Below are 25,152 nucleotides of genomic sequence, written 5' to 3'. Positions count from 1 at the left end.
CTACAGCCGGTCGAACACCTCCGCCTTGAGCTGCGCCGCGCGGTCCTGCCGCTCGGCCGTCGTCGCGCCCAGGTTCCACGTGGGCAGGACGAACTCGTCGAAGCCCTGCTCGGCCCACGCCCCCGCGAGGTCCTGCAGCGCGGTCAGTGAGCCCATGGCGACGCGGCCGGGCATCGGCGTCTCGCCGTCGAGGTCGAGCATCCAGTTCGTCGTCGTCCACAGGGGTGCGGTGCGGCCCACCTGCTCGGCCGCCTCGAGGAGCTGGCGACGCACGGCGCCCGCCGACTCCGGCAGGCCCCACGTGTTCCACTCCTGCGCGAACCGGGCGGTGAGCCGCAGCATGCGCGGCCCCTTCGCACCCACGAGGATCGGCAGGCGTTCCTGGACCGGGTGCGGGTCGGCGGGCGCGTCGTCGACCTGGAAGTACGTGCCCTGGAACGTCGTGCGGCGCTCGTCGAGCATCGAGCGCGTGATGCGCAGCGCCTCGTCGAACCGGTCGACGAGCACCTTCGGGCCGGGCAGCTCGAACCCGTAGGCGGCGTGCTCGTTGACCTGCCAGCCGGCGCCGAGCCCGAGCACCATGCGCCCGTCGCTCACGTGGTCCACGGCGGAGGCGCGCTTGGCCAGCAGCGCGGGGTGGTGGATCGTCGTCGGGCTGACGAGCGTGCCCACCCGCACCCGCGACGTCACCGCGGCGACCGCGGGCAGCAGGCCCCACACCTCGTGCATCGGCCCGTCGGCCCGGGTCAGGTCGCCCGTGCTGGGCATGTAGTGGTCGGCGAGCCAGACGCCGTGCCAGCCGTCGGCGTCGGCCGCGCGGGCCTCCGCGAGGATGTCGGCGACGGGAAAGGTGGAGCTGGGCCAGAGCGAGAGCTTCACGGACGCACCAGCACCTTGGTGGCGCGGCGCTCGTCCATCGCGGCGTACGCCTCGGCGATCTCGGCGAGCGGCAGCGTGAGGTCGAAGACGTCGCCGGGCGTGATCGTGCCGTCGAGCACGCGGGGGAGCAGCTCCTCCATGTAGCGGCGGGCCGAGGCCATGCCGCCGCCGACGGTGAGGTTGCGGCTGAACACCGTGCGGATGGGCAGCTGCGAGCCGCCGTTGGGGACGCCCACGAACCCGATGCGCCCGCCGCCGCGCACCACCGCCATGGCCTGGGCCATCGACTCCTCGGTGCCCACGCACTCGAGCGCGACGTCCGCGAGGTCGCCGCCCAGCAGGGCGCGGATCGCGTCCGGGGCGGCGTCGCCGCGCTCGGCGACGACGTCGGTGGCGCCGAGCTTCCGGGCCAGCGCCGTGCGGTCGGCGTGGCGGCTCATCGCGATGACGCGCTGTGCGCCCAGCAGGCGGGCGGCGATGACGCCGGACAGGCCCACGGCCCCGTCGCCGACGACGGCGACGACGTCGTCGGGACCGACGGTCGCGGCCGTCGCCGCGTGCAGGCCCGTCGACATGACGTCGGCGAGCGCGAGCAGGTGGGGGACGAGCCCACGGGCCTCGGCCTCCTCCTCGCTCAGCCCCACCGGGAACAGGGAGTGCTGCGCGAGCGGGATGCGCACCTTCTCGCCCTGGGCACCGTCGACGGGGTGGCCCTGGCGGTCCGTCGAGCCGAAGAACGTGACCTGGTCGCACGCGGCCGGGTACCCGTTGCGGCAGGCCTGGCACGTGCCGCAGCTCAGGGAGAACGGGACGACGACGAGGTCGCCTACGCGCGCCGAGGTCACGTCCGCGCCGAGCAGCTCGACGACGCCGACCATCTCGTGACCGATCGGGTGGGGTGCGTTCGTGGGGGTCACCCCGCGGTAGGGCCACAGGTCGGACCCGCACACGCAGGCGGCGACGACGCGGACCACGGCGTCGTCGGGGGTGAGGATCGCGGGCTCGGGACGCTCTTCGGCGCGCACGTCGCGCGCCCCATGGATGACGGCAGCAAGCATGCCGCTCACGCTATCCCGGCGGGACGACGACGACGGCGCCGCACCCGTGGCGCGGCGCCGTCGTCGTCGGCGATCAGTGGTGGTAGCCGGCGTTGCGCGCGCGCTCGAACGAGCGCTCGATCTCGGCCTCGGCCTCGGCGCGGCCCACCCAGTGGGCGCCCTCGACCGACTTGCCCGGCTCGAGGTCCTTGTAGACCTCGAAGAAGTGCTGGATCTCCAGGCGGTGGAAGTCCGAGACGTCGTCGATGTCCTGGCGCCACGCGGCGCGCTGGTCGCCCAGCGGCACGCACAGCACCTTGTCGTCGCCGCCGGCCTCGTCGCGCATGCGGAACATGCCCAGCGCGCGGCACTTGATCAGGCAGCCGGGGAAGGTCGGCTCCTCGAGCAGCACCATGGCGTCGAGCGGGTCGCCGTCCTCGCCGAGGGTGCCTTCGATGAATCCGTAGTCGTCCGGGTAGCGGGTCGACGTGAAGAGCATGCGGTCCAGACGGATGCGACCAGACTCGTGGTCGACCTCGTACTTGTTCCGCTGTCCCTTCGGGATCTCGATCGTGACGTCGAACTCCACAGTTCCTCCTGATGCGGGGGTGCGTACGCGAGGACAAGTCTGCCATGCACCCCAGGGGCATCGGGGACGCCCGGACGACGCGCCCGACGTGCCAGGATGCGGCAAGGGCACTGCGGCGTGGCCGACCCTTGAGGAGGCAGGCGCGCACGCGCGACGGAGCACGGTGAGGAGACGCACATGGGGTGGCGGCTGCGCGCCGGGGCCACGACCCTCGCGGTCGTCGCGCTGCTGGGCGGTTATCTCGTCGCCGACGCTCACGACGTCGTGCCCGGCATGCTCACGCTCGCCCCGCCGCACCCCGAGCCCGCCCCGTTCCCGACGGCGCCCGGCGCCGTCCCCGGACCCGCGCCCGCCGCCGTCCTGCCGCCGCTCGCCCCCGAGGCGCCCCAGCCGTCGGCCGAGGAGGTCGCGCCGCTCGTCCGGGCGCTCGCCGACGACACGCGGCTCGGCCCGCGGGTCGGGGCCGTCGTCGTCGACGCCACCACGGGGCAGACCCTCGGGGAGAACGCCTCGGACGTCGCGTTCGCCCCGGCGTCGACGCAGAAGGTGCTCACCGCCGTCGCCGCGCTCACGCAGCTCGACCCGGACGCCACGCTCGACACCCGGGCGCTGCTCGACGGCGACCGGCTCGTGCTCGTCGGCGGCGGCGACATGCTGCTCGCCGCCGGGGCGGGCGACCCGCAGGCCGTCAACGGCCGCGCCGGGCTCGGCGACCTCGCCCAGCAGGTGGCCGCCGCCCTGCACGTCACGGGCCGGACCACCGTGCGGCTGTCCTTCGACGACGCGCTGTTCACCGGCCCGGCCGTCGCGCCCGCCGTGCCGCCCGTCGAGGCCGAGATGGGGTTCGTCGCACCGGTCGCGTCGATGGCGGTCGACGTCGCCATGCTCGGTGCCGGCTCGTGGGGGCCGCGCGCCGCCGACCCGGCGCTGGCCGCCGCGCAGACCTTCGCCCGCGCGCTCGCGGAGCAGGGCGTCACCGTGACGGGCGACGTCGCACGCGGCAAGGCGGACGACGGCGCGCGCGTGGTGGGCAGCGTGAGCTCGGCCCCGCTCCGCGACGTCTCCGGCTGGGCGATGCAGCACTCCGACAACACGATCACCGAGGTGCTCGGCCGGCTCGTCGCCCTCGACACCGGGCGGCCCGGGTCGGGCGAGGGCGCCGTGCAGGCCGTGCTCTCCGTCGTCGGGGCCTCGGCGTCGACCTGCACGGGGCGACGCTCGTCGACCTCTCCGGGCTGGGCCGCGGCTCGCTGCTCACGCCCCACCAGCTCGCCGACGTGCTGCTCCTGACCACCGACCCCGCGCACCCGCAGCTGCGCGACGTCATGGTCGACCTGCCCGTCGGCGCGCTGTCCGGCACGCTCGAGTCCCGCTTCGGGGGCGACAACCCGGCGCGCGGGTTCGTGCGCGCCAAGACCGGCTCGCTGCCCAGCATCGTCGGCCTGTCCGGCACGGTCGTGACATCCGACGACCGCCTGCTCGTCTTCTCGCTCGCGGCCGACGCCGTCGAGCCGGGCGCGACCGTCGGCGCCCGCATGATCTTCGACCGGTTCGTCGGGCAGCTCGCCGCGCTCGGCGCCGGGGCGTGAGGGACGGCTACGGTGGGCCGGTGACCACCGACCCGCGGCCCGCCCCCACCCCGGGCGCCTCCGCGCCCCGCCCCGCGGGCGCCCCGGGAGTCGTGGACTGGTCCGCGGCCGCCGAGCTCGCCGCCCGCGTGGCCCCGCCCGGTCCGCGCGCCACCCGCGCCGAGCTCGCCGAGCTCGTGGGCGGCCTGCGCGACGCCGCGTCCGACGCCGTCGACCACGTGCTGGCCACCACCCGCATGACACCCGCGGGGGGAGTCCGCCGCGTCGCGGGCGGCCCGCGCGACGGCGCCGCGACGCTCGGCTCGGTCCACGTCGTCGACCGGGCGACATGGGCGCTCGCCAACACGCAGGTCATGGCCGCGATGACGGACCCCGTCGCCGCGGCGCTCGACGAGGCCGACATGCCGACGTCGCAGGCCGCGCGACTGGGCGGCGCGCTCGAGATCGGCGCGCTGCTCGCGCTGCTCGCCCCGCGCGTCCTCGGCCAGTTCGACCCGTACGCACGGCTGTCCGCCGACGCCGAGGCCGCGGGCCCGTCCGCGGCGGGCGCGCCCGGCCCGTCCATGGCAGGCGAGCCCGGCCCGTCCGCGACAGGCGGGCCCGACCTGTCCGCAGACGGCGAACCGGGACTGTCCGTGGCAGGCGAGCCCGGTCCCGCCTCAGCGCACGTGCGACGCCCCGCGGTGGCGGGCGCCGCCGCCCCCGGCCGCCTCCTGCTGGTCGCCCCGAACGTCCTGCACGCCGAGCGCACCATGGGCGTGAACCCGCGCGACTTCCGTCTGTGGGTCTGCCTGCACGAGCAGACGCACGCGCTCCAGTTCGCCGCCGCGCCCTGGCTGGCCGAGCACCTGCGAGGCCGCGTCGGCGGGCTGCTCGAGGACATGACGCGCACGGCCGTCGGCCTGGCCAAGGCACCCCTCCACGAGAAGCTCGCGACGGCCGGGCGCACGGTCGCCGACGTCGTCACGGGCGCGTTCAAGCCCGGCAGCGCGGCCCCGTTCGAGCGCCTGCTCACGCCCGGGCAGAAGGACGACCTCGCCCAGGTCACCGCCGTCATGGCCCTCCTCGAAGGCCACGCCGACGTGATGATGGACGCCGTCGGCCCGCGCGTCGTGCGCACCGTGCGGCAGATCCGCCAGCGGTTCGAGAAGCGGCGCGACGGCGAGGGCGCGCCGGGCCTCGACGTCGTCCTGCGCCGCCTCCTGGGCATGGACGCCAAGCTCGCCCAGTACCGCGACGGGGCGGCGTTCGTCCGCGACGTCGAGCGGCAGGTGGGCCGCGACGGCCTCAACGCGGTCTGGACGTCCCCGGACACGCTGCCGACGGCGCGCGAGATCGCGGACGCGCGCGCCTGGGTCCGCCGCGTCCACGGCTGACCCACCCCCCTTTCGCCGTCGTACTTTCTTGCGTTCTGGGCGCCAGAACGCAAGAAAGTACGACGGCGAAACGCAGGAGAGAGCGAGGGAGCGCATGCCGCGCATCGACCCGGACGTGGCCGCAGTGCGGCTCGCCGTGCGCGGCGCGCTCGCCGGGAGCGGCCCCGGCGACCTCGTGCTCGTCGCCTGCTCCGGCGGCGCCGACTCGCTCGCGCTCGCGGCCGCGCTCGCCCACGAGTCGCGCCGCGTGGGGCGCTCCGTCCGCTCGCGCGGGTTCGCCGTCCGCGCCGGCGCCGTCGTCGTCGACCACGGCCTCCAGCCCGGGTCCGACGACGTCGCCGCGTCCGCCGCCGCGCAGTGCCGCGCGCTCGGGCTCGACCCGGTGCTGGTGCGGCGCGCCGACGTCGTGCGCGACGGCGGCGACGGGATCGAGGCGGCGGCCCGCGCGGCCCGGTACGCCGCCCTCGACGCCGCCGCCGCGGAGACCGGCGCCGCGGCCGTGCTGCTCGGCCACACCCTCGACGACCAGGCCGAGCAGGTGCTGCTCGGGCTCGCGCGGGGGAGCGGGGCGCGGTCCCTCGGCGGCATGCCGACGGCGCGCGGCGTCTACCGGCGCCCGCTGCTGGCGCTGCGGCGCGCGCAGACCCGGGCCGCCTGCCAGGCCCAGGGCCTCGCGTGGTGGGACGACCCCACCAACGACCTGACCGGCGACCCCACCGCCGACCTCTCGGGTGCCGTGCCGCTGCGCACGCGCGTCCGGCACGAGGTGCTGCCCCTGCTCGAGGACGTGCTCGGGCCGGGCACGCTCGAGGCGCTCGCGCGTTCGGCGGCCCTGCTGCGCACCGACGCCGACGCGCTCGACGCCGCGGCGTCGGCACTGCTCGCGGAGGCGACGCGTCCGACGGGGCTGCCCGCGGACGCGGAGCGTCCGTCGTCGTGCCCGCGGGACCTGCCCGCGGACGCCGCCCGTGCGCCGCGCCCGCCGCACGACGTGACAGCCCCGAACGCCCCCCGACCCGGGCGCGCCACGACGCGGCTCGTGCTCGACGTCGCCGTCCTCGCCGCGGCCCCCGCGGCCGTGCGGCGGCGCGCGCTGCGGGCCGCCGCGATCGCCGTCGGCGCGCCCGCCGGGGCGACGTCGAGCAGGCACGTGGCCGCCCTCGACGCGCTCGTGGTCGCGTGGCGGGGGCAGGGTGACGCCTCCCTGCCCTCCGGTGCGATCGCGCGGCGCGCGTATGGCACGCTGGTGCTGCTATCCGGGCCCGCTGGCGCGCCCACCACAGAGATCCCTGATCAGACCCCTGAGGAGTAACCCGTGGACCACTCGGACGTCGCCGGCGACATCGCCAACATCCTGCTCACCGAGGAGCAGATCGGCGCCAAGCTCGACGAGATGGCCGCGCAGATCGACAAGGACTACGAGGGCAAGGACCTGCTGCTGGTCGGCGTGCTCAAGGGTGCGGTCATGGTGATGGCCGACCTGTCCCGTCGTCTGCACACCAAGGCGGAGATGGACTGGATGGCCGTCTCGTCGTACGGCTCGGGCACCAAGTCGTCGGGCGTGGTCCGCATCCTCAAGGACCTCGACACGGACCTCACGGGCCGCAACGTGCTCATCGTCGAGGACATCATCGACTCGGGCCTGACGCTGTCGTGGCTCGTCGCGAACCTGCGCTCGCGCGGGCCGGAGTCCGTCGAGATCGCCGCGGCGCTGCGCAAGCCCGACGCCGCGAAGGTCGAGGTCGACGTCAAGTACGTGGGCTTCGACATCCCCACCGAGTTCGTCGTCGGCTACGGGCTCGACTTCGCGGAGAAGTACCGCAACCTGCCGTTCGTCGCGACGCTCGCGCCGCACGTCTACTCCTGACGGAACTGTGGAGCGCTCCTGCGCGTTGCCCTGAGAACGGATCGACGAGGACGCCAGCGACTCGTGCTCGCTGCGCCGTCGTCGTCCTGCCCTGGGCGAACACCCGCCGGACTTCCAGCACCGGCGTGTAGTTTCGTCGGAAAGCCTGCGCGAACGAAGGGATGCGGGGCCCGCCCCGCCACCGATGAACATCAAGAAGATCTTCTCCGGCCCGATCATCTGGGTGGTCGTCGGCCTGGTCATCCTGGCCCTGGCATGGGGTGCCGTGGCGACGCCGCGCACCGACCGCATCCAGACGTACCAGGGCCTCGAGCTGCTGCGCTCGGGCAAGGTGCAGTCCGCCGTCATCACGGACCGTGAGCAGCGCGTCGAGCTCCAGCTCAAGGACGACTTCGTCAGCGGCACCGGGGACAGCACCCGCAACCACGGCACGCGCGTGGAGTTCTTCTACGTCGAGCCGCAGGGCACCACGGTCGCCGAGGCCGTCGCCGCGGCGGACCCGCCGGAGGGCTTCGACTCCCGCGTGCCGCAGCAGAGCATCTGGTCGTCGATCCTCGGCCTGGTGATCCCGTTCGCGATCATCGGCGCGATCTTCTGGTTCCTCATGTCCCGCATGCAGGGCGGCGGGAACCGGGTCATGGGCTTCGGCAAGTCGCGCGCGAAGCTCATCAGCAAGGACATGCCGCAGGTCACGTTCGCCGACGTCGCGGGCGCGGACGAGGCCGTCGAGGAGCTCCACGAGATCAAGGACTTCCTCGCGGAGCCCACCAAGTTCCAGGCCGTCGGCGCCAAGATCCCCAAGGGCGTGCTGCTGTACGGCCAGCCCGGTACCGGCAAGACGCTCCTCGCGCGCGCCGTCGCCGGCGAGGCCGGCGTGCCGTTCTACTCGATCTCCGGCTCGGACTTCGTCGAGATGTTCGTCGGCGTCGGCGCGTCCCGCGTGCGCGACCTGTTCGAGCAGGCCAAGCAGAACGCCCCCGCGATCATCTTCGTCGACGAGATCGACGCCGTCGGCCGCCACCGCGGCGCCGGCATGGGCGGCGGTCACGACGAGCGCGAGCAGACGCTCAACCAGCTGCTCGTCGAGATGGACGGCTTCGACGTCAAGACGAACGTCATCCTCATCGCCGCGACGAACCGCCCCGACATCCTCGACCCGGCGCTGCTGCGCCCGGGCCGCTTCGACCGGCAGATCGCCGTCGACCCGCCGGACCTCAAGGGCCGCGAGGCGATCCTGTCGGTGCACGCCAAGGGCAAGCCCATGGTCCCCGCCGTCGACCTCGCCGCGATCGCGCGCCGCACGCCGGGCTTCACCGGCGCCGACCTGGCGAACGTGCTCAACGAGGCCGCGCTGCTCACGGCCCGCTCGGGCGCCCAGCTCATCGACGACCGCGCGCTGGACGAGGCCATCGACCGCGTCGTGGCCGGCCCGCAGAAGCGCACGCGCGTCATGAACGTCAAGGAGCAGAAGATCACGGCGTACCACGAGGGCGGCCACGCCCTGGTGGCGGCGGCGATGCGCTACACGGACCCGGTCACCAAGGTGACGATCCTGCCGCGCGGCCGCGCGCTGGGCTACACGATGGTCATGCCGCTGGAGGACAAGTACTCCACGACGCGCAACGAGCTGCTCGACCAGCTCGCCTACGCGATGGGCGGCCGCGTGGCCGAGGAGATCGTGTTCCACGACCCCACCACGGGGGCCAGCAACGACATCGAGAAGGCGACCTCCATCGCCCGCAAGATGGTCACCGAGTACGGCATGAGCGAGAAGGTCGGCGCGATCAAGCTCGGCACCGGCAACGGGGAGCCGTTCCTGGGCCGCGACTACGGCCACCAGCGCGACTACTCCGAGGCCGTCGCCGGGACCGTCGACCACGAGGTGCGCAAGCTCATCGAGTCCGCGCACGACGAGGCGTGGGAGGTGCTGACCCAGTACCGCGACGTGCTCGACGACCTGGTGCTGCGCCTGCTCGAGAAGGAGACCCTCAACCAGCAGGAGCTGGCCGAGGTGTTCGCCCCCGTCGTCAAGCGCGACGCGCGCGACGTCTGGCTGTCCTCCGAGCAGCGCACCGTGCACACGCGGGGCCCCGTCATGACGGTGGCCGAGACCAACGGCCACTCGGACGTGCCGGTCATCCCGCAGGACGAGGCCGTCACGGACGCCCCGCTCCCGGCGCCGGGCACCGTCGAGGGCATCGAGTGACGACCGCGGAGAGCGTCAACCGGCGGGCGGCCGACGTGCCCCCGGTCGACATCCCCCGCGCCGAGGCCGCCGTCCGCGAGCTGCTCCTCGCCGTGGGCGAGGACCCGGACCGCGAGGGCCTGCGCGAGACGCCGGCCCGCGTGGCCCGCGCCTACGCGGAGGTCTTCGCCGGGCTGCGCCAGGAGCCCGAGGACGTCCTGACCACCACCTTCGACATCGGTCACGAGGAGATGGTGCTGGTCAAGGACATCGAGGTGTACTCGACGTGCGAGCACCACCTCGTGCCCTTCCACGGCGTCGCGCACGTGGGCTACATCCCCAGCAACGACGGTGTCATCACGGGGCTGTCCAAGCTCGCGCGGCTCGTCGACGTGTACGCCCGCCGCCCGCAGGTACAGGAGCGACTCACCACGCAGGTCGCGGACGCGCTCGTGAAGATCCTGCGCCCCCGCGGCGTCATCGTCGTCATCGAGTGCGAGCACCTGTGCATGTCGATGCGCGGGGTGCACAAGCCCGGCTCGCGGACCGTCACCAGCGCGGTGCGCGGCCAGATGCGCGACCCCGCGACCCGTGCCGAGGCGATGAGCCTCGTCATCGGGAAGTAGGCGGGACGTGGCGGCCTCGCGCGCGTGGTCCCGCGACGTCCCCGTGGCGGGGCTGCCCGAGCTCTCCGGAGTCGGGCGGTGCCTGGTCATGGGCGTCGTCAACGTCACGCCCGACTCGTTCTCCGACGGCGGCGAGTGGTTCTCGCCCGACGCCGGGGTCCGGCACGGGCTGGAGCTGCTCGGTGAGGGCGCCGACATCCTCGACGTCGGCGGGGAGTCCACCCGCCCGGGGTCCGCGCGCGTGCCCGAGGACCAGGAGCTCGCCCGCGTCATCCCCGTGATCGAGCGGCTGGCCGCCGCGGGCGCCGTCGTCTCCGTGGACACCACGCGGGCGCGCGTGGCCGAGCGGGCCGTCGCCGCGGGCGCGCGGATCGTCAACGACGTCTCCGGCGGGCTCGCCGACCCGGGCATGGGCCGCGCGGTCGCCGAGACGGGCGCCGCCTACGTCTGCATGCACTGGCGCGGGCACGCCGACGTCATGGACTCGCTCGAGGTGTACGCGGACGTCGTCGCCGACGTCCGCGACGAGCTCGCCGCCCGGATGGCGGACCTCGAGGCCGACGGCGTGCGGCGCGAGCAGGTCGTGCTCGACCCTGGGCTCGGGTTCGCCAAGTCCGGCGACCTCAACTGGCCGCTGCTGGCCCGCCTCGGCGAGCTCATGGAGCTCGGCCGGCCGGTGCTCGTGGGGGCGTCGCGCAAGCGGTTCCTGGGGCGGCTGCTGGCCACGGCGCACCGGGACGCGTCCGTGGACGTCGCCGTGCCGGTCCCCCGCTGGCCCGGGACGACGCGACGGCCGCCGTCTCGGCGCTCTCCGCGGCGTCAGGCGCCTGGGCGGTACGCGTCCACGCGGCGCGTGCCAGCCACGACGCCGTACGGGTCGCGGCAGCATGGGCGGCAGGCGGATGCGAGGGCTCGGCGACGGGCCCGGGAACCGAGGAGAGGTAGCAAGGCCATGACGATCTTCGCCAGCGCGGTGCTCGGCCCGGACGGGCGACCGTTCGACCAGATCCGCCTGACCGGCGTCACCGCGACGGGCCACCACGGCGTGCTGCCGCACGAGCGTGCCGAGGGCCAGGAGTTCCGCGCCGACGTCGTGCTGCACCTCGACACCCGGCCCGCCGCCACGGGCGACGACCTGGCCGACACCGTGAGCTATGCCGAGGTGGCCGAGGAGGTGCACGCGGTGCTCGCCGGCTCGCCCGCGGACCTCGTCGAGACCGTCGCCGAGCGCATCGCCGCCGCGGTGCTCACGTGGCCCGCCGTCGTCGCCGTCGACGTGCGCGTCCACAAGCCGCAGGCGCCCATCGCCGTGCCGTTCGCCGACGTCGAGGTGGCCATCCGCCGCGACCGCGTCAAGACGCCCGTCGTCGAGGCGCCCGAGCCGGTCGTCACCGGGTCGTTCGACGACGGCGACGCCGCCCCGTTCCTCGGCGCCACCCCGCTCCCGGCGCCCGTGCCGACGCCGCTCCCGGTGCCGACGCCGCTCCCGGTGCCGACGCCGCTCCCGGTGACGCCGCCGGTCCCGGCCGCGCTGCCGGTCCCCGCGCCTGTCCCCGCGCCGGCGCAGCCCGAGCCCGCCCCCGAACCCGTCGACCGTCTCGACGCCGACCCGGACGAGCCCGTCGAGGTCGTCCTCGCCATCGGCGCCAACCTGGGCGACCCGCAGGCCACGCTCCGGGCCGCGGTGACCGACCTCGACCGCCTGCCCGGCATCCAGGTCACCGACGTGTCCCCGCTGGCGCGCACGTCCGCCGTCGGCGGCCCGGAGGACCAGCCCGACTACCTCAACGCCGTCCTCGTCGCGCGCACCACGCTGTCGCCGCGCGCGCTGCTGCGCGCGACGCAGGCCGTGGAGAACGCGCACGGCCGCGTCCGCGAGGAGCGCTGGGGCCCGCGCACGCTCGACGTCGACATCGTGCGGTACGGCTCGCTCGTCGCGAGCGCCGACGACCTCGAGCTGCCGCACCCGCGCGCGCACGAGCGTGCGTTCGTGCTCGTCCCGTGGGCGGAGGTGCAGCCCGGCGCCGACCTGCCCGGCCTGGGCGGCGGCCCCGTCGCGGTGCTCGCCGAGACGGCTCCCGACCGCGCGGGCATCCGCTGGATGGCCCTCGACTGGCTGTCCGAGCCGTCCGTACGGACCGGGTCGTACCCGGTGCCGGCGGCGGCCCCGGCAGCCGCCCCCGCGCTCGACCCCGCCTCCGACCTCGCCTTCGACCCCGCCGAGGCGCCGCAGGTCGTCGACGCCGGCCGCGACGACGCGTCCGAGGTCTTCGACGTCGCCCGGTTCGACGCGGAGGGGCAGCCCGAGGCCACGCCGCGGTACGACGCCGGGGCAGGAGCGCCCGAGCCCGTCGCGCCGGGCGCGCCGTCCGAGGTCGCAGCGCCCGCCGAGGAGCAGGCCGGCCCGGAGTCCGGCGAGCCGCACGGCGCGGACCCGGACGCGACACCCCACGACTGCGTCCGCGCCCTGCCGTTCCGGGACCCGGTCCCGGCTCCGGGTGCGGCAGTGCCGTTCCCGGCTCCCGTCCCGGCGGAACCGTTCCCGCGCGTCGTGCCGCCGCCGTTCCTCGCCGAACCGGGCGTGCCGGCCGCTCCGGCCGCCGAGCCGCCGCCGCCCGCCCCGGCCGTCCGACCGCCGTTCCCGCCGGCCGGTCCTGCCTTCCCGCCGGCCGGTCCAGCCTTCCCGCCAGCCGGTCCAGCCTTCCCGCCGGCCGGCCCCGCGACGCCCGTCGCCCCGTTCCCGCGGGTTCCCGAGGCCGCCACGTCCTACGCCGCCGACGCGCCCCCCGCCTCGCCGTACCAGCCCGCGCAGCCCGCCGTGCCCTCCCCCCGGTCGCGCCGCCCGCGGAGCAGGCCCCGCCGTCGCCGTTCGCGCCGGCGCCCGCCGTCCCCGGGCAGCCGCACGCGTCCGCACCGCACGCCTCCGCACCGCACGCCCCGGTCCCGCCCGCCCCGCACTGGCAGCCGGTCGCCGCCGGCGCCCCGGAGGGCGAGCAGGCCCCGGACCCCGACGCCGAGCGCTGGATCCCCTACGACCCCGACCAGGAGCGCTGACTTGCGCCGCACCTCGATCCGCGTGCTCGTGCTGACGGTCGTCGTCGTCGCTGTCGTCGTCCTGCTGGTGCTGCGCGCGCTCGAGGCACAGGGCACCCGGCTCCCGCCCGTCGCGTGGATCGAGGACGTCGCGCTCGTCGCGCTGTCCGCGCTGATCTTCTGGCTCGGGTGGACGGTGCGCGCGTACCAGAAGGGCAACAAGCCCGACCTCGGCGCGCTGCGCGCGGCCCGCACGCTCGTGCTGGCCAAGGCGGGGGCGCTCACGGGCGCGATCCTCACGGGCCGCTACCTCGCCTCCGTGCTCGACGTCGTCGGCGACCTGGGCATCAGCGCGCAGCGGGACCGGGCCCTCGCCGCGGGCATCGCGATGCTCTGCGCGATCCTGCTGACGGTCGTCAGCCTCGTCGCCGAACGGTTCTGCGAGCTGCCGCCGTCCGACGACGACGCCGAGGGGAACGGCAACCGCGGCCCGGAGGCGCTCACGGGCTGACCTGCCTCTGCCAGGATGGCCACATGAGCGACCCTGCCGCCCTGTTCGACCCCGCCGGCGTCGAGTTCCACGGCGTCTCCCACCGGCTGATCACCGCACGCCTCGTCAGCGGCGGCATCACCGCCGGTATCCCGTTCCTGGCGGGCGTGATCCTCGCGTTCACGGTCTCGCCGTGGTTCTGGCTGCTCGCCGGCCCGCCCGCGCTGCTCTTCGCGTGGGCCGCGGTCCTGGTGACCCGGCAGGTCAAGGCCATCGGGTACGCCGAGCGTGACGACGACCTGCTCGTGCGCAAGGGCATCCTGTTCCGCCAGCTCGTCGTCGTGCCCTACGGGCGCATGCAGTACGTCGATGTGAAGGTGGGGCCGCTGGACCGCAAGCTCGGCATCGCCTCCGTGCAGCTGCACACGGCCGCCGCGGCGACCGACGCGAACATCCCCGGCCTGCCGCCCGAGGAGGCCGCACGCCTGCGCGACCGCCTCTCGGCGCGCGGCGAGGCCCGGCTGGCGGGCCTGTGAACGGGCCCGTCCCCCGGCCGGCGAGCCTGCCGAGGGCCTCGTCTGGCACCGCCTGCACCCGGTCACCCCGCTGGTGCGCAGCTGGTCGATCGTGGCCGTCGCGCTCGTGTTCGTGGGCCAGCAGTCGATCGAGCGGATCAACGAGGCCGCCGAGCTCCAGGCCGCCGTCGCGGGCCTGTGGTGGAAGCTCCTGCTCGGCGTCGTCGCGCTGGCCGTCGTCGCGCTGGGCTTCTCCGCGCTCTCGTGGCGCATGACGGCGTACGCCGTCGACGACGACTCCGTGCACATGCGACGCGGCGTCGTGTTCCGCCAGCAGCGGCACGCGCGCCTCGACCGGCTCCAGGCCGTCGACATCCGCCAGCCGCTCCTGGCCCGCCTCTTCGGCCTGGCCGAGCTGACGCTCGAGGTCGCGGGCGGCAGCGGCTCCGCCGTCGCCATCGGCTTCCTCAAGGAGAGCGACGCCCGCCGCCTGCGCGCCGAGCTCCTGGCCCGGGCGGCGGGCGTGCGGAGCCGCCCGCACGAGGCCCCGGCGGCCCCCGCCGTCGCGCCGGAGGCGGACCCCGCGAGCCTCGCCGGCGCCCCGGGCGCCGCCGCCGCACCCGCCCCGGGCGTCGCCGCCGCGCCTGTCCCGGGCGGCGCCGCGCCCGCGGGCCCACCCGTCCCGGCCCTGCCCGTCGTCGACGACGTCGAGGAGGCGCCCGAGGAGAAGCTCTACGAGGTCGCCCCCGGCCTGCTCGTGCGCTCGCTGCTGCGCTCGCCGGCCCTGTGGTTCGTCACGCTGGGCCTCGTCGGCGTGGTCGTCGCCGTCGTCGTCACGCGGCAGCCCAGCGTCCTGGCCTCGATGCTCCCGATCGTGCTCGCGGGCGGCAGCTACCTGTTCAACCGGTTCGCGGGGGAGTTCGGCTTCCGCGCCGCGCTGTCGCCCGACGGCATCCGCCTGCGGCACGGCCTCCTGGAGACCCGCGCGCAGACCATCCCGCCGGGCCGCGTGCAGGCCGTCCGCCTCACGCAGGGCCCCCTGTGGCGCGGCCCGGACTGGTGGCGCGTGCGCGTCAACGTCGCAGGGTACGGGCCCGACACGAACGGCAAGCAGAACCAGACCATCCTGCTGCCCGTCGGCCCGCGCGAGCAGGCGCTCACCGCGCTGTGGCTCGTGCTGCCGGACCTCGGCACGGACGACCCGCTCGGCCTGCTCGACGAGGGCATGACGGGCATCGTCCCGCCCGACGGCATCGTCCGGCCCGCCGTCGCGCCCACCGAGGACCGCCGCTTCACCAACGCGCCGCGGCGCGCCCGCTGGCTCGACCCGCTGTCGTGGCGCCGCGACGCCTTCGCCGTCACCGACCGCGCGCTGCTGCTGCGCGGCGGCCGCCTCATCCGGCGCCTCGACGTCGTGCCGCACGAGCGGACGCAGTCGCTCGCCGTCGCGCAGGGCCCGCTCCAGCGCCGGCTCGGCGTGGCCACCTTCACCGTCCACTCGACGCCCGGCCTCGTGCTGCCCACCGTGCAGCACCTCGCCTCCGACGACGCCGCCCGGCTCCTCACCGAGCAGGCCGCCCGCGCCCGCGCCGCCCGCGCGACCGCCGGGCCGGAACGCTGGATGGAGCGGCCCGCGCCCGTCGCCCCGGAGCCGGGGGAGTGAGCGAGTCCCGCCGGCCCGGCCGGCTGGGCGTCGGCGTCGTCGGCGCGGGCAAGGTCGGCGCCGTCCTCGGCAGCGCGCTGCGCTCCGTGGGCCACGCCGTCGTCGGCGCGAGCGGCATCAGCGAGGACACGCGCGAGCGCGCGGAGGCGCTGCTGCCCGGCGTCCCGCTGCTCGACGTCGGCGACGTCGTCGAGCGCGCCGAGCTGGTGCTGCTCACGGTGCCCGACGACGCCCTGCCGGACCTCGTCGCGGGCATCGCGCGCCTGGGCGGCTGGCAGCCGGGCCAGCTCGTCGTCCACACCGCGGGCCGGTACGGCACGGGCGTGCTGGAGCCCGCGTTCCGCGCGGGCGCGATCCCGCTGGCCATCCACCCCGCCATGACGTTCACGGGCACGTCGCTCGACCTCGCGCGCCTCGAGGGCACCACGTTCGCGGTGACCGCCCCGGCGCCCGTGCTGCCCATCGGGCAGGCGCTCGTCATCGAGCTCGGCGGCGAGCCCGTCGTCGTCGGCGAGGAGTCCCGCGCCGTCTACCACGCGGCCCTCGAGGACGGCCGCCACCAGCTCGCCGCGCTCGTCGCGCGCACCGCCCAGGCCCTGGAGGCCGCGGGCGTGGACCGCCCGGGCCGCCTGCTCCACCCGCTCCTGACGACGACGCTCGCCGCCGCCGCGCACGCCGCCGACCTGCGCGCCGACGACACCCCGCCCGCGACGTAGGCGCGCGTCGACGGGGCGCCGTCGTCGCGTGCTTCTCCGGGGGAGGGCGCGGGTGCCAGGAACGTAGAATCCTGGGGTGACTTCTGAGAACCCCGCCCCCGCCGAGACGACGGACGACCTGCCCGAGCAGCTGCGCATCCGTCGCGAGAAGCGCGAGCGGCTCCTCGCGCAGGGGGGTGAGGCCTACCCCGTCGGCGTCCCGGTCACGCACACGATCGCCCAGGTCCGCGACGGGTACGGCCACCTCGAGGCCGGCCAGGAGACCGACGACGTCGCCGGCGTCGCGGGCCGCGTCGTGTTCCTGCGCAACACCGGCAAGCTGTGCTTCGTCACGCTCCAGGACGGCGCGGGCAACCGCCTCCAGGCGATGCTGAGCCTCGCCGCGGTGGGCGAGGACGCGCTCGCGGCGTTCAAGGCGGACGTCGACCTGGGCGACCACCTGTTCGTGCACGGCCGCGTCGGGTCGTCGCGCCGCGGGGAGCTGTCGGTCTTCGCCGACGCGTGGCAGATGGCGGCGAAGTCGCTGCGCCCGCTGCCCGTCCTCCACAAGGACCTCAGCGAGGAGTCGCGCGTCCGCCAGCGCTACGTGGACCTCATCGCGCGCCCGGCCGCGCGAGACATGGTGCGCCTGCGCGCGAACGTGGTCCGGTCGCTGCGCGAGAACTTCCACGCGCGCGACTTCGTCGAGATCGAGACGCCGATGCTCCAGACGATTGCGTCCGGCGCGTCGGCGCGTCCTTTCACGACGCACATGAATGCGTACGACATCGAGCTCTTCATGCGTATCGCCCCGGAGCTCTTCCTCAAGCGTGCCGTCGTGGGCGGCGTCGAGCGCGTCTTCGAGATCAACCGCAACTTCCGTAACGAGGGCGCCGACTCGACGCACTCGCCCGAGTTCGCGATGCTCGAGGCCTACGAGGCGTACGGCGACTACAACACCATCGGCGCGCTCACGCAGAATCTCGTGCAGAAGGCCGCGCAGGACGTGCTCGGGACCACGGTGGTCACGCTGCCCGACGGCGAGGAGTACGACCTCGGCGGCGACTGGGCGCAGCTGACCATGTACGGGTCGCTCTCGGAGTCGCTGGGCGAGGAGATCACGCCCGAGACCTCGGTCGAGGACCTGCTCAAGATCGGCACGCGTCTCGAGCTCGAGCTCGAGCACAAGGCGGTCAACCACGGCAAGCTCGTCGAGACCCTGTGGGAGCACCGGGTGGGCGACCACCTCACGGCGCCGACGTTCGTGCGCGACTTCCCCGTCGAGACCAGCCCCCTGGTGCGCGCGCACCGCGAGGTGCCCGGCCAGGTCGAGAAGTGGGACCTGTACGTGCGCGGCTTCGAGCTCGCCACCGGCTACTCGGAGCTCGTCGACCCGGTCGTCCAGCGCGAGCGCTTCGAGGCGCAGGCGCTCCTGGCCGCCGCGGGCGACGACGAGGCCATGAAGCTCGACGAGGACTTCCTCGTGGCGATGGAGTACGCGATGCCGCCCACCGGAGGCATGGGAATGGGCCTGGACCGGTTGCTCATGGCGCTGACCGGTCTCGGTATTCGCGAGACCATCCTTTTCCCGCTCGTGAAGCCGCACGCCTGATGGACACGTTCTGGGCGATCGTCGCCGGCCTCTTCCCGTCCATCGGTGTCGGGCTCGTCTTCTGGTTCGCGATGCGCAAGATCGTCCGTGCCGACCGCAACGAGCGTGACGCGCTCGCGAAGCTCGACGCGGAAGACGCCGCACGTTATGTCGAGCAGCAGGAGAAGACTTCCTGAGGCTTTCGGCGTCAGATTAACGCCGACAAGTGTGTTGCGTTGACAAATGCGATGCGCTTCGGTCATGCTCGGCCGCGACGGACAATCTCTGCTTATGGAAAGGCGGTCCTTCGTGGTTCAGAAGACTCAGGTCGTGCTCATCGATGACATCGACGGGACGGAGGCCGACGAGACCGTCACCTTCGCTCTCGACGGCGTGACCTACGAGATCGACCTCACGTCCGCGCACGCCTCCGAGCTCCGTGAGGCCTTCGCGACGTGGATCGGTCACGGGCGCAAGTCCGGCAGCCGTGCTGCCGCGACCGCGCGACCCGCCGGCCGCCGCACCAGCGCCGACCGCGCCCAGCTCGCCAAGATCCGCGAGTGGGCCCGCGAGAACGGCCACAAGGTCTCCGACCGCGGCCGCATCTCGGCCGAGGTCATCGCCGCCTTCGAGGCCGCGCACTGACACCGCGCCCACCGGTCGCCCGACGGCGGTGGCACCGTTCCCCGGGACGGTGCCACCGCCGTCGGGCGTCAGGGGTGGTGCGGTCCCCAGGCGTGACCGTGGCGTTCTACGCTCTTGCACCATGACGGCACCTCGCGACCTCTGGGTCGGCACCTACCCTGCCCCAGACCGCGCCGCAGGCTCGGGCGAGGGCGTCTGGCGGGTCCCGGTCGGCGCCGACGGCACGTTCGGTGCCCCGGTGCTCGCCGCCGAGGCCGCGGCCCCGTCCTTCGTCGCCCTGCACCCGTCGGGCCGCACGCTCTATGCGGTCGCGGAGGACGCGCCCGGAGCCGTCAGCGCGTACCCCGTGCTCGACGACGGCGCGCTCGGCGCCCCGGCCACCATCGCGTCCGGCGGGTCGTTCCCGTGCCACCTGCTCGCGCTGCCGGACATGCTCTGGATCGCGAACTACGGCGACGGCGTGGCCGCGGCGGTCCCGCTGGACCCGGCCACCGGGGCGTGGGCCGCCGACGCGGTCTCACGGTTCCCGGGACGCGGCGCGGGCCCGCAGGAGGACCGGCAGGAGGGCCCGCACGCACACTTCACCGCGGCCGTCGGCGGCGACGCGCTCGTCGTCGACCTCGGCGCCGACGTGCTGCGCCGCTACCCGCCGCAGCCCACCGCGGGGTCCCCGGCTGCGCTGGCCGCCACCCTTCCCGCGGGCACGGGCCCCCGGCACCTGGTCGCGCTCCCCGGTGGCGCGCTCGTCGTCGCCGGCGAGCTCGACGCGCGCCTGCACGTGCTCGTGCCCGCGGCGCCGGGCACCTGGGAGCCCGCGGCGTCGTACCCGGCCACCGTCGTCGACGCGAGCAGCCCCGAGCACCGGTACCGCACGGGCACCCTCCTGCACACCGCCGACCGCAGCTACCCGTCGCACCTCACGCTGACGGGCGACCTGCTGGCGCTGGGCGTGCGCGGCGCCGACGTGCTCTCCCTCCACCGCGCCGTCGGGGACGCCGGTGCGGCGCCCCGGCTCGAGCACCTCGCCGACGTCCCCCTGGGGGACGGCGCCTGGCCGCGCCACCACGCCGTGCTCGGCCCGGTGGCGGACGGGCGCCTGCTGGTCGTCGTCGCGCGGCAGGGGACCGGAGACCTGGCCGCCGTGCTGGTCGACCCGGCGACGGGGCAGGGCGACGTCGTCGACGCCCTGCCGCTGCCCACCCCGCCCGCCTGCGTGCTCGAGGCGTCATGACCAGCCCCGACGCCCTCCGCGGCCCGCGCGTCGCGATGCTGAGCGTGCACACGAGCCCGCTGGACCAGCCCGGCACGGGCGACGCCGGCGGCATGAACGTCTACGTCCTCGAGCTGTCCCGTGCGCTCGCCCGGCGCGGCGCGGAGATCGAGATCTTCACGCGCGCCACGAGCTCCGCGCAGCACCCCGTCGTCGACGTGCAGCCCGGCATCCGCGTGCTCCACGTGCCCGCGGGCCCCTTCGAGGGCCTCGACAAGAACGACCTGCCCGGCCAGCTCTGCGCGTTCACCGCGGGCGTGCTGCGCGCGGAGGCGCACCGCCCCGAGGGGTTCTACGACGTCGTGCACACCCACTACTGGCTCTCCGGCCAGGCCGGGTGGCTCGCCGCCGAGCGCTGGGACGTGCCGCTCGTCCACACCATGCACACCATGGCCCGTGTGAAGAACGCGGCGCTGGCGCCGGGCGACGCCCCCGAGCCGCAGGGCCGCGTCATCGGCGAGGAGCAGGTGGTCGCGGCCGCCGACGCCCTCGTCGCGAGCACGCGCGAGGAGGCGGGCGAGCTCGTCCGCGAGTACGGCGCCGACCCCGGCCGGGTCCACGTCGTCGCGCCCGGCGTCGACCTGGAGACGTTCACGCCGGCGCCCGGCGCCCGTGCCCGCCTGCGCGCCCGGCTCGGCCTGCCCGGCGACGCCCCGGTGATCCTCTTCGCGGGTCGCGTCCAGCTCCTCAAGGGCCCCGACGTGCTCGTCCAGGCGCTCGCCCACCTGCCGCAGGAGGTCCGGCTCGTCGTCCTGGGCGGTGCGAGCGGCCGCCCGACGGCGGTGCGCGAGCTCGAGGCGCTCGCCCACCAGTGCGGCGTCCGCGACCGGGTCCTGGTGCACCCGCCCGTCGAGCGCCGCGAGCTCGCCGACTGGTACCGCGCCGCCGACGTCGTCGCCGTCCCGTCGCACAACGAGTCGTTCGGCCTCGTCGCGGCCGAGGCGCAGGCGTGCGGCACGCCCGTGGTCGCCGCCGCCGTCGGCGGGCTGCGCACCGTGGTGCTCGACGACGTCTCCGGCGTCCTCGTGGACGGCCACGACCCGGCCGTCTGGGCGCACGAGCTGGGCACCCTGCTCAAGGACGACGAGCGCCGCGCACGCCTCGCGGCGGGCGCCGTCGCAGCGGGTCGCCGCTTCGGCTGGGACGCCGCCGCGACGGCCGTCCTGGACGTCTACGCGCAGGCGCGCCAGGCCCGCGACGCCCGCGCGCGCGACTGACCGCGCCCGCCGCGCGCCCGAGCGTCCCAGGGGCCGCCACCTCCGCGCGTGGTCAGGCCACGAGGGTGCAAGATGGGACCCATGACCTACACCCTCGTGCTGCTCCGCCACGGCGAGAGCGAGTGGAACGCCAAGAACCTCTTCACCGGCTGGGTCGACGTCCCGCTGTCGGAGAAGGGCCGCGCCGAGGCCACCCGCGGTGGCGAGCTCCTCAAGGAGAAGGGCGTCACGCCCGACGTCGTCCACACGTCGCTGCTGCGTCGCGCGATGAACACCGCGAACCTCGCGCTCGACGCCGCCGACCTGCTGTGGATCCCCGTGAAGCGCTCGTGGCGCCTCAACGAGCGCCACTACGGTGCGCTCCAGGGCATGGACAAGAAGAAGGCCCGCGAGGAGTTCGGCGACGTGAAGTTCGCCGAGTACCGCCGCTCGTACGACGTGCCGCCGCCCGCGATCGAGCTCGGCTCCGAGTGGTCGCAGGACGCCGACCCGCGCTACGCCGGTGAGCCGATCCCGCGCGCCGAGGCCCTCGCCCAGGTGCTGGACCGCGCCCTGCCGTACTTCGAGGGCGAGATCGTCCCCGACCTCAAGGCCGGCAAGACCGTCCTCGTCGCCGCGCACGGCAACTCGCTGCGCGCCATCGTCAAGTACCTCGACGACCTGACGCCGGACGAGATCGCCGCCGTCAACCTCCCGACCGGCATCCCGCTGGTCTACGAGCTCGACGAGTTCCTCAAGCCGATCGTCAAGGGCGGCGAGTACCTGGACCCGGAGGCGGCTGCCGCCGGTGCCGCCGCGGTGGCGAACCAGGGCAAGTAACGCCCGGATCGGAACGTGGGTCCCGGATCGGAACGTGCGTTGGACGGCACGTTCCGATCCGGAACCCACGTTCCGATCCGCATGCAGAACGGCGCCGCACCCCCGCCGGGGGTGCGGCGCCGTTTGCGTGCGTCAGTCGTGCGTCGGCGGCTCGTCGACGTCGCCCGTCACCAGGAAGAGGATGCGGCGCGCGATCGACGTCGCGTGGTCGCCGAAGCGCTCGAAGTAGCGGCCCACCAGGGTGATGTCGACCGCCTCCTGCGTGGTGCCGTCCCACTCGGGGAGAGGATCGTGGCGAAGGTCTTCGCGTGCAGGTCGTCGAGCACGTCGTCGTCCCGCTCGATGGCGCTCGCGAGGTCGAGGTCACGCGTGCTGAGCAGCACGGCGACCTCGTGCGACACGTCGGCGGCGGCGGCGGCCATCGCGGCGAACGTCGGCTCGGCGGCCTGGCGGATCGCGTGCGCGGGGTACCGGCCGCGGGCCACCTCGGCCACGTGACGGGCCAGGTCGCCCATGCGCTCCAGCGTGGCGCTCATGCGCAGGGCGCTCACGACGACGCGCAGGTCGGTGGCGACGGGCGCCTGCTGCGCGAGGATGTGCACGCAGCGCTCGTCGAGGGTGCGCTGGAGGGCGTCGATCTCGTGGTCGGCGGCGATGACCTCCTGGGCCACCTGGAGGTCGGCCTCGAGGAGCGCCTGGCCGGCACGGGTGACGGCGGTCTCGACGAGCCCGGCCATCTCGACGAGGTCGTCGCCGATCTGCTTGAGCTCGGCATCGAAGATCTGTCGCATCTGTTTCCCTTCACACGGACACCCGAACGATCGCATGCGTCATCGACGCACAGCGGGCGCTGACCCCACCGTCTCACGCACTCGGGCCCTTCCGGTGAACTCTAGGTGCCACCCCGGTGAACACGAGCCGACACCCCGTCATCAGCACGGTGGATCGGCGCGGTCCGTCGGATTCCCACCCCTACCCTAAGGAGGTGGACGGTTTCATCTCCGGGGCGCCGGTGTTCCTCGCCGGTCTCCTGGGCCTGGTGGTCGGGGTCGTCGCCGCGATCGCCTTCAAGCTCTCGGACCGCGAGCAGCACCGCATCCCGGCGCGCCCGGACCCCGAGCTGGACGACGGCCTGGTGCGCGTGCTCTCGGTGCTGCGCTCGGCCGCCGTCGTGCTCGACGCCGACGACGACGTGCTGCGCGCGTCGCCACCGGCGTACGCCCTCGGCCTCGTGCGCAGCGACGCCCTGACCCACGCGGCCGTGCGCGACCTCGTCGCCCAGGTGCGCCGCGACGGCGTCATCCGCGAGCAGGAGGTCGAGCTGCCGCGCGGCCCCATCGGCTCGGGCACGGTGCTGCTCCAGGTGCGCGTCGCCCCGCTCGGCGTCGACCGCATGCTGGTGCTCGCCGACGACCGGACCGAGGCGCGCCGCGTCGAGGCGATCCGCCGCGACTTCGTCGTCAACGTCTCGCACGAGCTCAAGACGCCGGTCGGCGCCATCGCGCTGCTCGCCGAGACGGTGGGCGACGCCGCCGACGACCCGGTGGCCGTGCGCCGCTTCACGGAGCGCATGCAGCGCGAGGCGCAGCGCCTGTCGGCCCTGGTCCACGAGATCATCGAGCTCTCCCGCCTCCAGGCGTCGGGCGCGCTCTCGGACGTACGCACCGTCGACGTCGCCGACGTCGTCACCGAGGCCGTGGACCGGGCGCGCACGACGGCCGCGGGCAAGAACATCGTCATCACGGTCGGCGGCGGCAAGGACGCCCTGGTGTTCGGCGACCACAACCTGCTGGTCACGGCCGTGCGCAACCTGCTCGACAACGCCGTGTCGTACTCGCCGCCCAACACGCGCGTGGGCGTCGGCGTCCGCGAGCGCGACGGGCTGGTCGAGATCGCCGTCGTCGACCAGGGCATCGGCATCGCCGCGGGCGAGCAGGACCGCGTCTTCGAGCGGTTCTACCGCGTCGACCCGGCGCGCTCGCGCGACACGGGCGGCACCGGCCTGGGACTGTCGATCGTCAAGCACGTCGCCGCCGACCACGGGGGAGACGTGCAGATGTGGTCCGAGCCGGGCCGCGGCTCCACGTTCACGCTGCGCATCCCCGCGGCGGACGTCCCCGCGGTCCACCCGGGCCCGACCGAGCCGGCCGGCTCGGCGCACACCCCGCAACCGACCCCTGCGGCCACGACGCAGGCGACCCCCAAGGAGGTGGGTGCGTGACGCGCATCCTCGTGGTCGAGGACGAGGAGTCCTACCGCGACCCGCTGACCTACCAGCTCGAGCGCGAGGGCTTCGACGTCGTCGCCGCGGCGAACGGCAACGAGGCGCTCGACCGGTTCGCGGACGGCACCGCCGGCATCGACATCGTGCTGCTCGACCTCATGCTGCCGGGGCTCTCGGGCACGGAGGTGTGCCGCCGGCTGCGGCTCGTCAGCGACGTGCCGGTCATCATGCTGACGGCCAAGGACACCGAGATCGACAAGGTCGTGGGCCTCGAGCTCGGCGCGGACGACTACGTCACCAAGCCGTACTCGTTCCGCGAGCTGCTCGCGCGCGTGCGCGCCGTCCTGCGGCGCCGGGCGCCCGTCCCGGTCGAGTCGTCGGGCCGCCCGCTGCTCGACGACGACGCCGACGACGCGGTGCTCGACGTCGGCCCGGTGCGGATGGACGTCGACCGCCACACGGTGATGGTCGACGGCGCCCCCGTGGCGCTCCCGCTCAAGGAGTTCGACCTGCTCGAGCTGCTGCTGCGCAACGCGGGCCGGGTGCTCACGCGCGGGCAGCTCATCGACCGCGTCTGGGGCGCCGACTACGTGGGCGACACCAAGACGCTCGACGTCCACGTGAAGCGGCTGCGGGCGAAGATCGAGCCCGACCCCGGCAACCCGCGCCACCTCATCACGGTGCGCGGGCTGGGGTACAAGCTCGTCGAGGGCGAGGCCTGACGCGTCGCCGTCGCGCGGGGTGGCGCGCGGCGACCGCCGCCCACAATGTGGCGCGGTCGCCCCTGACGCCCTGCGCCGGCATGTCCGCGCAGGTCACGGTGCCAGGACGCCCGCGCAGCA

At 74.9% G+C, this 25,152-nt stretch carries 23 protein-coding genes and 1 pseudogene; 19 read left to right on the top strand and 5 right to left on the bottom strand.

Going from position 1 to position 25,152, the window contains the following annotated elements; genetic code table 11:
* From ET471_RS03380 to ET471_RS03370, 3 genes are all read right to left on the bottom strand, one after another.
* Entirely contained in the window at positions 1–879 is an 879-nt protein-coding gene (locus ET471_RS03380; protein ID WP_129186598.1) for an LLM class flavin-dependent oxidoreductase, read from the bottom strand.
* The gene (locus tag ET471_RS03375) at positions 876–1,937 is read right to left on the bottom strand and encodes a zinc-binding dehydrogenase (protein ID WP_129186597.1); all 1,062 of its coding nucleotides are present in this window, start codon (positions 1,935–1,937) and stop codon (positions 876–878) included. The genes ET471_RS03380 and ET471_RS03375 overlap by 4 nt, the downstream gene beginning before the upstream one ends.
* Before the next feature lie 73 nt (positions 1,938–2,010).
* Entirely contained in the window at positions 2,011–2,505 is a 495-nt protein-coding gene (locus tag ET471_RS03370; RefSeq protein ID WP_129186596.1) for an inorganic diphosphatase, read from the bottom strand.
* Positions 2,506–2,682: 177 nt separating this feature from the next.
* Between ET471_RS03370 and ET471_RS03365 the strand changes: the two genes are divergently transcribed.
* From ET471_RS03365 to ET471_RS03290, 17 genes are all read left to right on the top strand, one after another.
* The gene (locus tag ET471_RS03365; RefSeq protein ID WP_280949903.1) at positions 2,683–3,795 is read left to right on the top strand and encodes a D-alanyl-D-alanine carboxypeptidase; all 1,113 of its coding nucleotides are present in this window, start codon (positions 2,683–2,685) and stop codon (positions 3,793–3,795) included.
* On the top strand, positions 3,708–4,094 hold the full coding sequence (locus ET471_RS18765) for a D-alanyl-D-alanine carboxypeptidase (protein ID WP_280949931.1): 387 nt from the start codon (positions 3,708–3,710) through the stop codon (positions 4,092–4,094). Before ET471_RS03365 ends, ET471_RS18765 begins: the two co-directional genes overlap by 88 nt.
* A 20-nt stretch (positions 4,095–4,114) precedes the next feature.
* Entirely contained in the window at positions 4,115–5,470 is a 1,356-nt protein-coding gene (locus ET471_RS03360) for a zinc-dependent metalloprotease (protein ID WP_129186595.1), read from the top strand.
* 94 nt (positions 5,471–5,564) lie between these two features.
* Positions 5,565–6,782 (top strand): tRNA lysidine(34) synthetase TilS, encoded by a 1,218-nt coding sequence (tilS, locus tag ET471_RS03355; RefSeq protein ID WP_129186594.1) that lies wholly within the window; start codon positions 5,565–5,567, stop codon positions 6,780–6,782.
* A 3-nt stretch (positions 6,783–6,785) separates the two neighbouring features.
* Positions 6,786–7,337 (top strand): hypoxanthine phosphoribosyltransferase, encoded by a 552-nt coding sequence (hpt, locus tag ET471_RS03350; protein WP_129186593.1) that lies wholly within the window; start codon positions 6,786–6,788, stop codon positions 7,335–7,337.
* A 184-nt stretch (positions 7,338–7,521) separates the two neighbouring features.
* Complete coding sequence (gene ftsH, locus ET471_RS03345) at positions 7,522–9,543, top strand: ATP-dependent zinc metalloprotease FtsH (RefSeq protein ID WP_129186592.1); 2,022 nt, start codon at positions 7,522–7,524, stop codon at positions 9,541–9,543.
* Positions 9,540–10,148, top strand: coding sequence for a GTP cyclohydrolase I FolE (gene folE / locus ET471_RS03340; protein WP_129186591.1), 609 nt, complete (start codon positions 9,540–9,542; stop codon positions 10,146–10,148). The genes ftsH and folE overlap by 4 nt, the downstream gene beginning before the upstream one ends.
* Before the next feature lie 7 nt (positions 10,149–10,155).
* Complete coding sequence (folP, locus tag ET471_RS18355) at positions 10,156–13,692, top strand: dihydropteroate synthase (RefSeq protein WP_342586070.1); 3,537 nt, start codon at positions 10,156–10,158, stop codon at positions 13,690–13,692.
* A gap of 23 nt (positions 13,693–13,715) precedes the next feature.
* Positions 13,716–14,207: a PH domain-containing protein gene (locus ET471_RS03325; protein ID WP_129186589.1), complete on the top strand. Its 492-nt coding sequence runs from the start codon at positions 13,716–13,718 to the stop codon at positions 14,205–14,207.
* Between the two features lie 73 nt (positions 14,208–14,280).
* Positions 14,281–15,849, top strand: a complete 1,569-nt coding sequence (locus ET471_RS03320; protein ID WP_242496412.1) for a PH domain-containing protein — start codon at positions 14,281–14,283, stop codon at positions 15,847–15,849.
* The gene (locus ET471_RS03315; protein ID WP_129186587.1) at positions 15,846–16,565 is read left to right on the top strand and encodes a Rossmann-like and DUF2520 domain-containing protein; all 720 of its coding nucleotides are present in this window, start codon (positions 15,846–15,848) and stop codon (positions 16,563–16,565) included. Before ET471_RS03320 ends, ET471_RS03315 begins: the two co-directional genes overlap by 4 nt.
* A gap of 76 nt (positions 16,566–16,641) precedes the next feature.
* Complete coding sequence (gene lysS, locus ET471_RS03310) at positions 16,642–18,156, top strand: lysine--tRNA ligase (RefSeq protein ID WP_129186586.1); 1,515 nt, start codon at positions 16,642–16,644, stop codon at positions 18,154–18,156.
* Complete coding sequence (locus ET471_RS17870) at positions 18,156–18,332, top strand: hypothetical protein (RefSeq protein WP_165350389.1); 177 nt, start codon at positions 18,156–18,158, stop codon at positions 18,330–18,332. The genes lysS and ET471_RS17870 overlap by 1 nt, the downstream gene beginning before the upstream one ends.
* A 112-nt stretch (positions 18,333–18,444) precedes the next feature.
* Complete coding sequence (locus ET471_RS03305) at positions 18,445–18,780, top strand: histone-like nucleoid-structuring protein Lsr2 (protein ID WP_129186585.1); 336 nt, start codon at positions 18,445–18,447, stop codon at positions 18,778–18,780.
* Between the two features lie 121 nt (positions 18,781–18,901).
* Positions 18,902–20,011: a lactonase family protein gene (locus tag ET471_RS03300; RefSeq protein ID WP_129186584.1), complete on the top strand. Its 1,110-nt coding sequence runs from the start codon at positions 18,902–18,904 to the stop codon at positions 20,009–20,011.
* Positions 20,008–21,267, top strand: coding sequence for a D-inositol-3-phosphate glycosyltransferase (mshA, locus tag ET471_RS03295; RefSeq protein ID WP_129186583.1), 1,260 nt, complete (start codon positions 20,008–20,010; stop codon positions 21,265–21,267). The genes ET471_RS03300 and mshA overlap by 4 nt, the downstream gene beginning before the upstream one ends.
* Positions 21,268–21,348: 81 nt before the next feature.
* Positions 21,349–22,086: a phosphoglyceromutase gene (locus tag ET471_RS03290; protein ID WP_129186582.1), complete on the top strand. Its 738-nt coding sequence runs from the start codon at positions 21,349–21,351 to the stop codon at positions 22,084–22,086.
* Positions 22,087–22,218: 132 nt separating this feature from the next.
* Here ET471_RS03290 and ET471_RS18915 read toward each other — a convergent pair whose 3' ends face one another.
* A complete protein-coding gene (locus ET471_RS18915; protein ID WP_342586069.1) occupies positions 22,219–22,323 on the bottom strand; it encodes a hypothetical protein in 105 nt (34 codons plus the stop codon).
* A gap of 101 nt (positions 22,324–22,424) precedes the next feature.
* A pseudogene (locus ET471_RS18910) lies at positions 22,425–22,823 on the bottom strand (phosphate signaling complex PhoU family protein); the annotation flags it as partial.
* Positions 22,824–23,071: 248 nt separating this feature from the next.
* Between ET471_RS18910 and ET471_RS03280 the strand changes: the two are divergent.
* Both ET471_RS03280 and ET471_RS03275 read left to right on the top strand, forming a co-directional pair.
* Positions 23,072–24,307 carry a sensor histidine kinase gene (locus ET471_RS03280; protein WP_242496411.1) on the top strand — a complete coding sequence of 412 codons (1,236 nt, stop codon included), beginning with the start codon at positions 23,072–23,074 and terminating at the stop codon, positions 24,305–24,307.
* On the top strand, positions 24,304–25,032 hold the full coding sequence (locus tag ET471_RS03275) for a response regulator transcription factor (protein WP_129186581.1): 729 nt from the start codon (positions 24,304–24,306) through the stop codon (positions 25,030–25,032). Before ET471_RS03280 ends, ET471_RS03275 begins: the two co-directional genes overlap by 4 nt.
* Positions 25,033–25,152: the final 120 nt, after the last annotated feature.

This window comes from Xylanimonas protaetiae, from assembly GCF_004135385.1.
Taxonomy (GTDB): Bacteria; Actinomycetota; Actinomycetes; order Actinomycetales; family Cellulomonadaceae; genus Xylanimonas; species Xylanimonas protaetiae.
This window is presented reverse-complemented; position numbering and strand designations above follow the sequence as displayed.

What these genes read in the sequence shown, in the direction of transcription:
- ET471_RS03375 (WP_129186597.1), bottom strand. Translation starts at nt 1,937, where the DNA reads ATGCTTGCTGCCGTCATCCATGGGGCGCGCGACGTGCGCGCCGAAGAG.
- ET471_RS17870 (WP_165350389.1), top strand. Translation starts at nt 18,156, where the DNA reads ATGGACACGTTCTGGGCGATCGTCGCCGGCCTCTTCCCGTCCATCGGT.
- tilS (WP_129186594.1), top strand. Translation starts at nt 5,565, where the DNA reads ATGCCGCGCATCGACCCGGACGTGGCCGCAGTGCGGCTCGCCGTGCGC.
- ftsH (WP_129186592.1), top strand. Translation starts at nt 7,522, where the DNA reads ATGAACATCAAGAAGATCTTCTCCGGCCCGATCATCTGGGTGGTCGTC.
- ET471_RS03300 (WP_129186584.1), top strand. Translation starts at nt 18,902, where the DNA reads ATGACGGCACCTCGCGACCTCTGGGTCGGCACCTACCCTGCCCCAGAC.
- ET471_RS03365 (WP_280949903.1), top strand. Translation starts at nt 2,683, where the DNA reads ATGGGGTGGCGGCTGCGCGCCGGGGCCACGACCCTCGCGGTCGTCGCG.
- ET471_RS03290 (WP_129186582.1), top strand. Translation starts at nt 21,349, where the DNA reads ATGACCTACACCCTCGTGCTGCTCCGCCACGGCGAGAGCGAGTGGAAC.
- mshA (WP_129186583.1), top strand. Translation starts at nt 20,008, where the DNA reads ATGACCAGCCCCGACGCCCTCCGCGGCCCGCGCGTCGCGATGCTGAGC.
- ET471_RS03325 (WP_129186589.1), top strand. Translation starts at nt 13,716, where the DNA reads ATGAGCGACCCTGCCGCCCTGTTCGACCCCGCCGGCGTCGAGTTCCAC.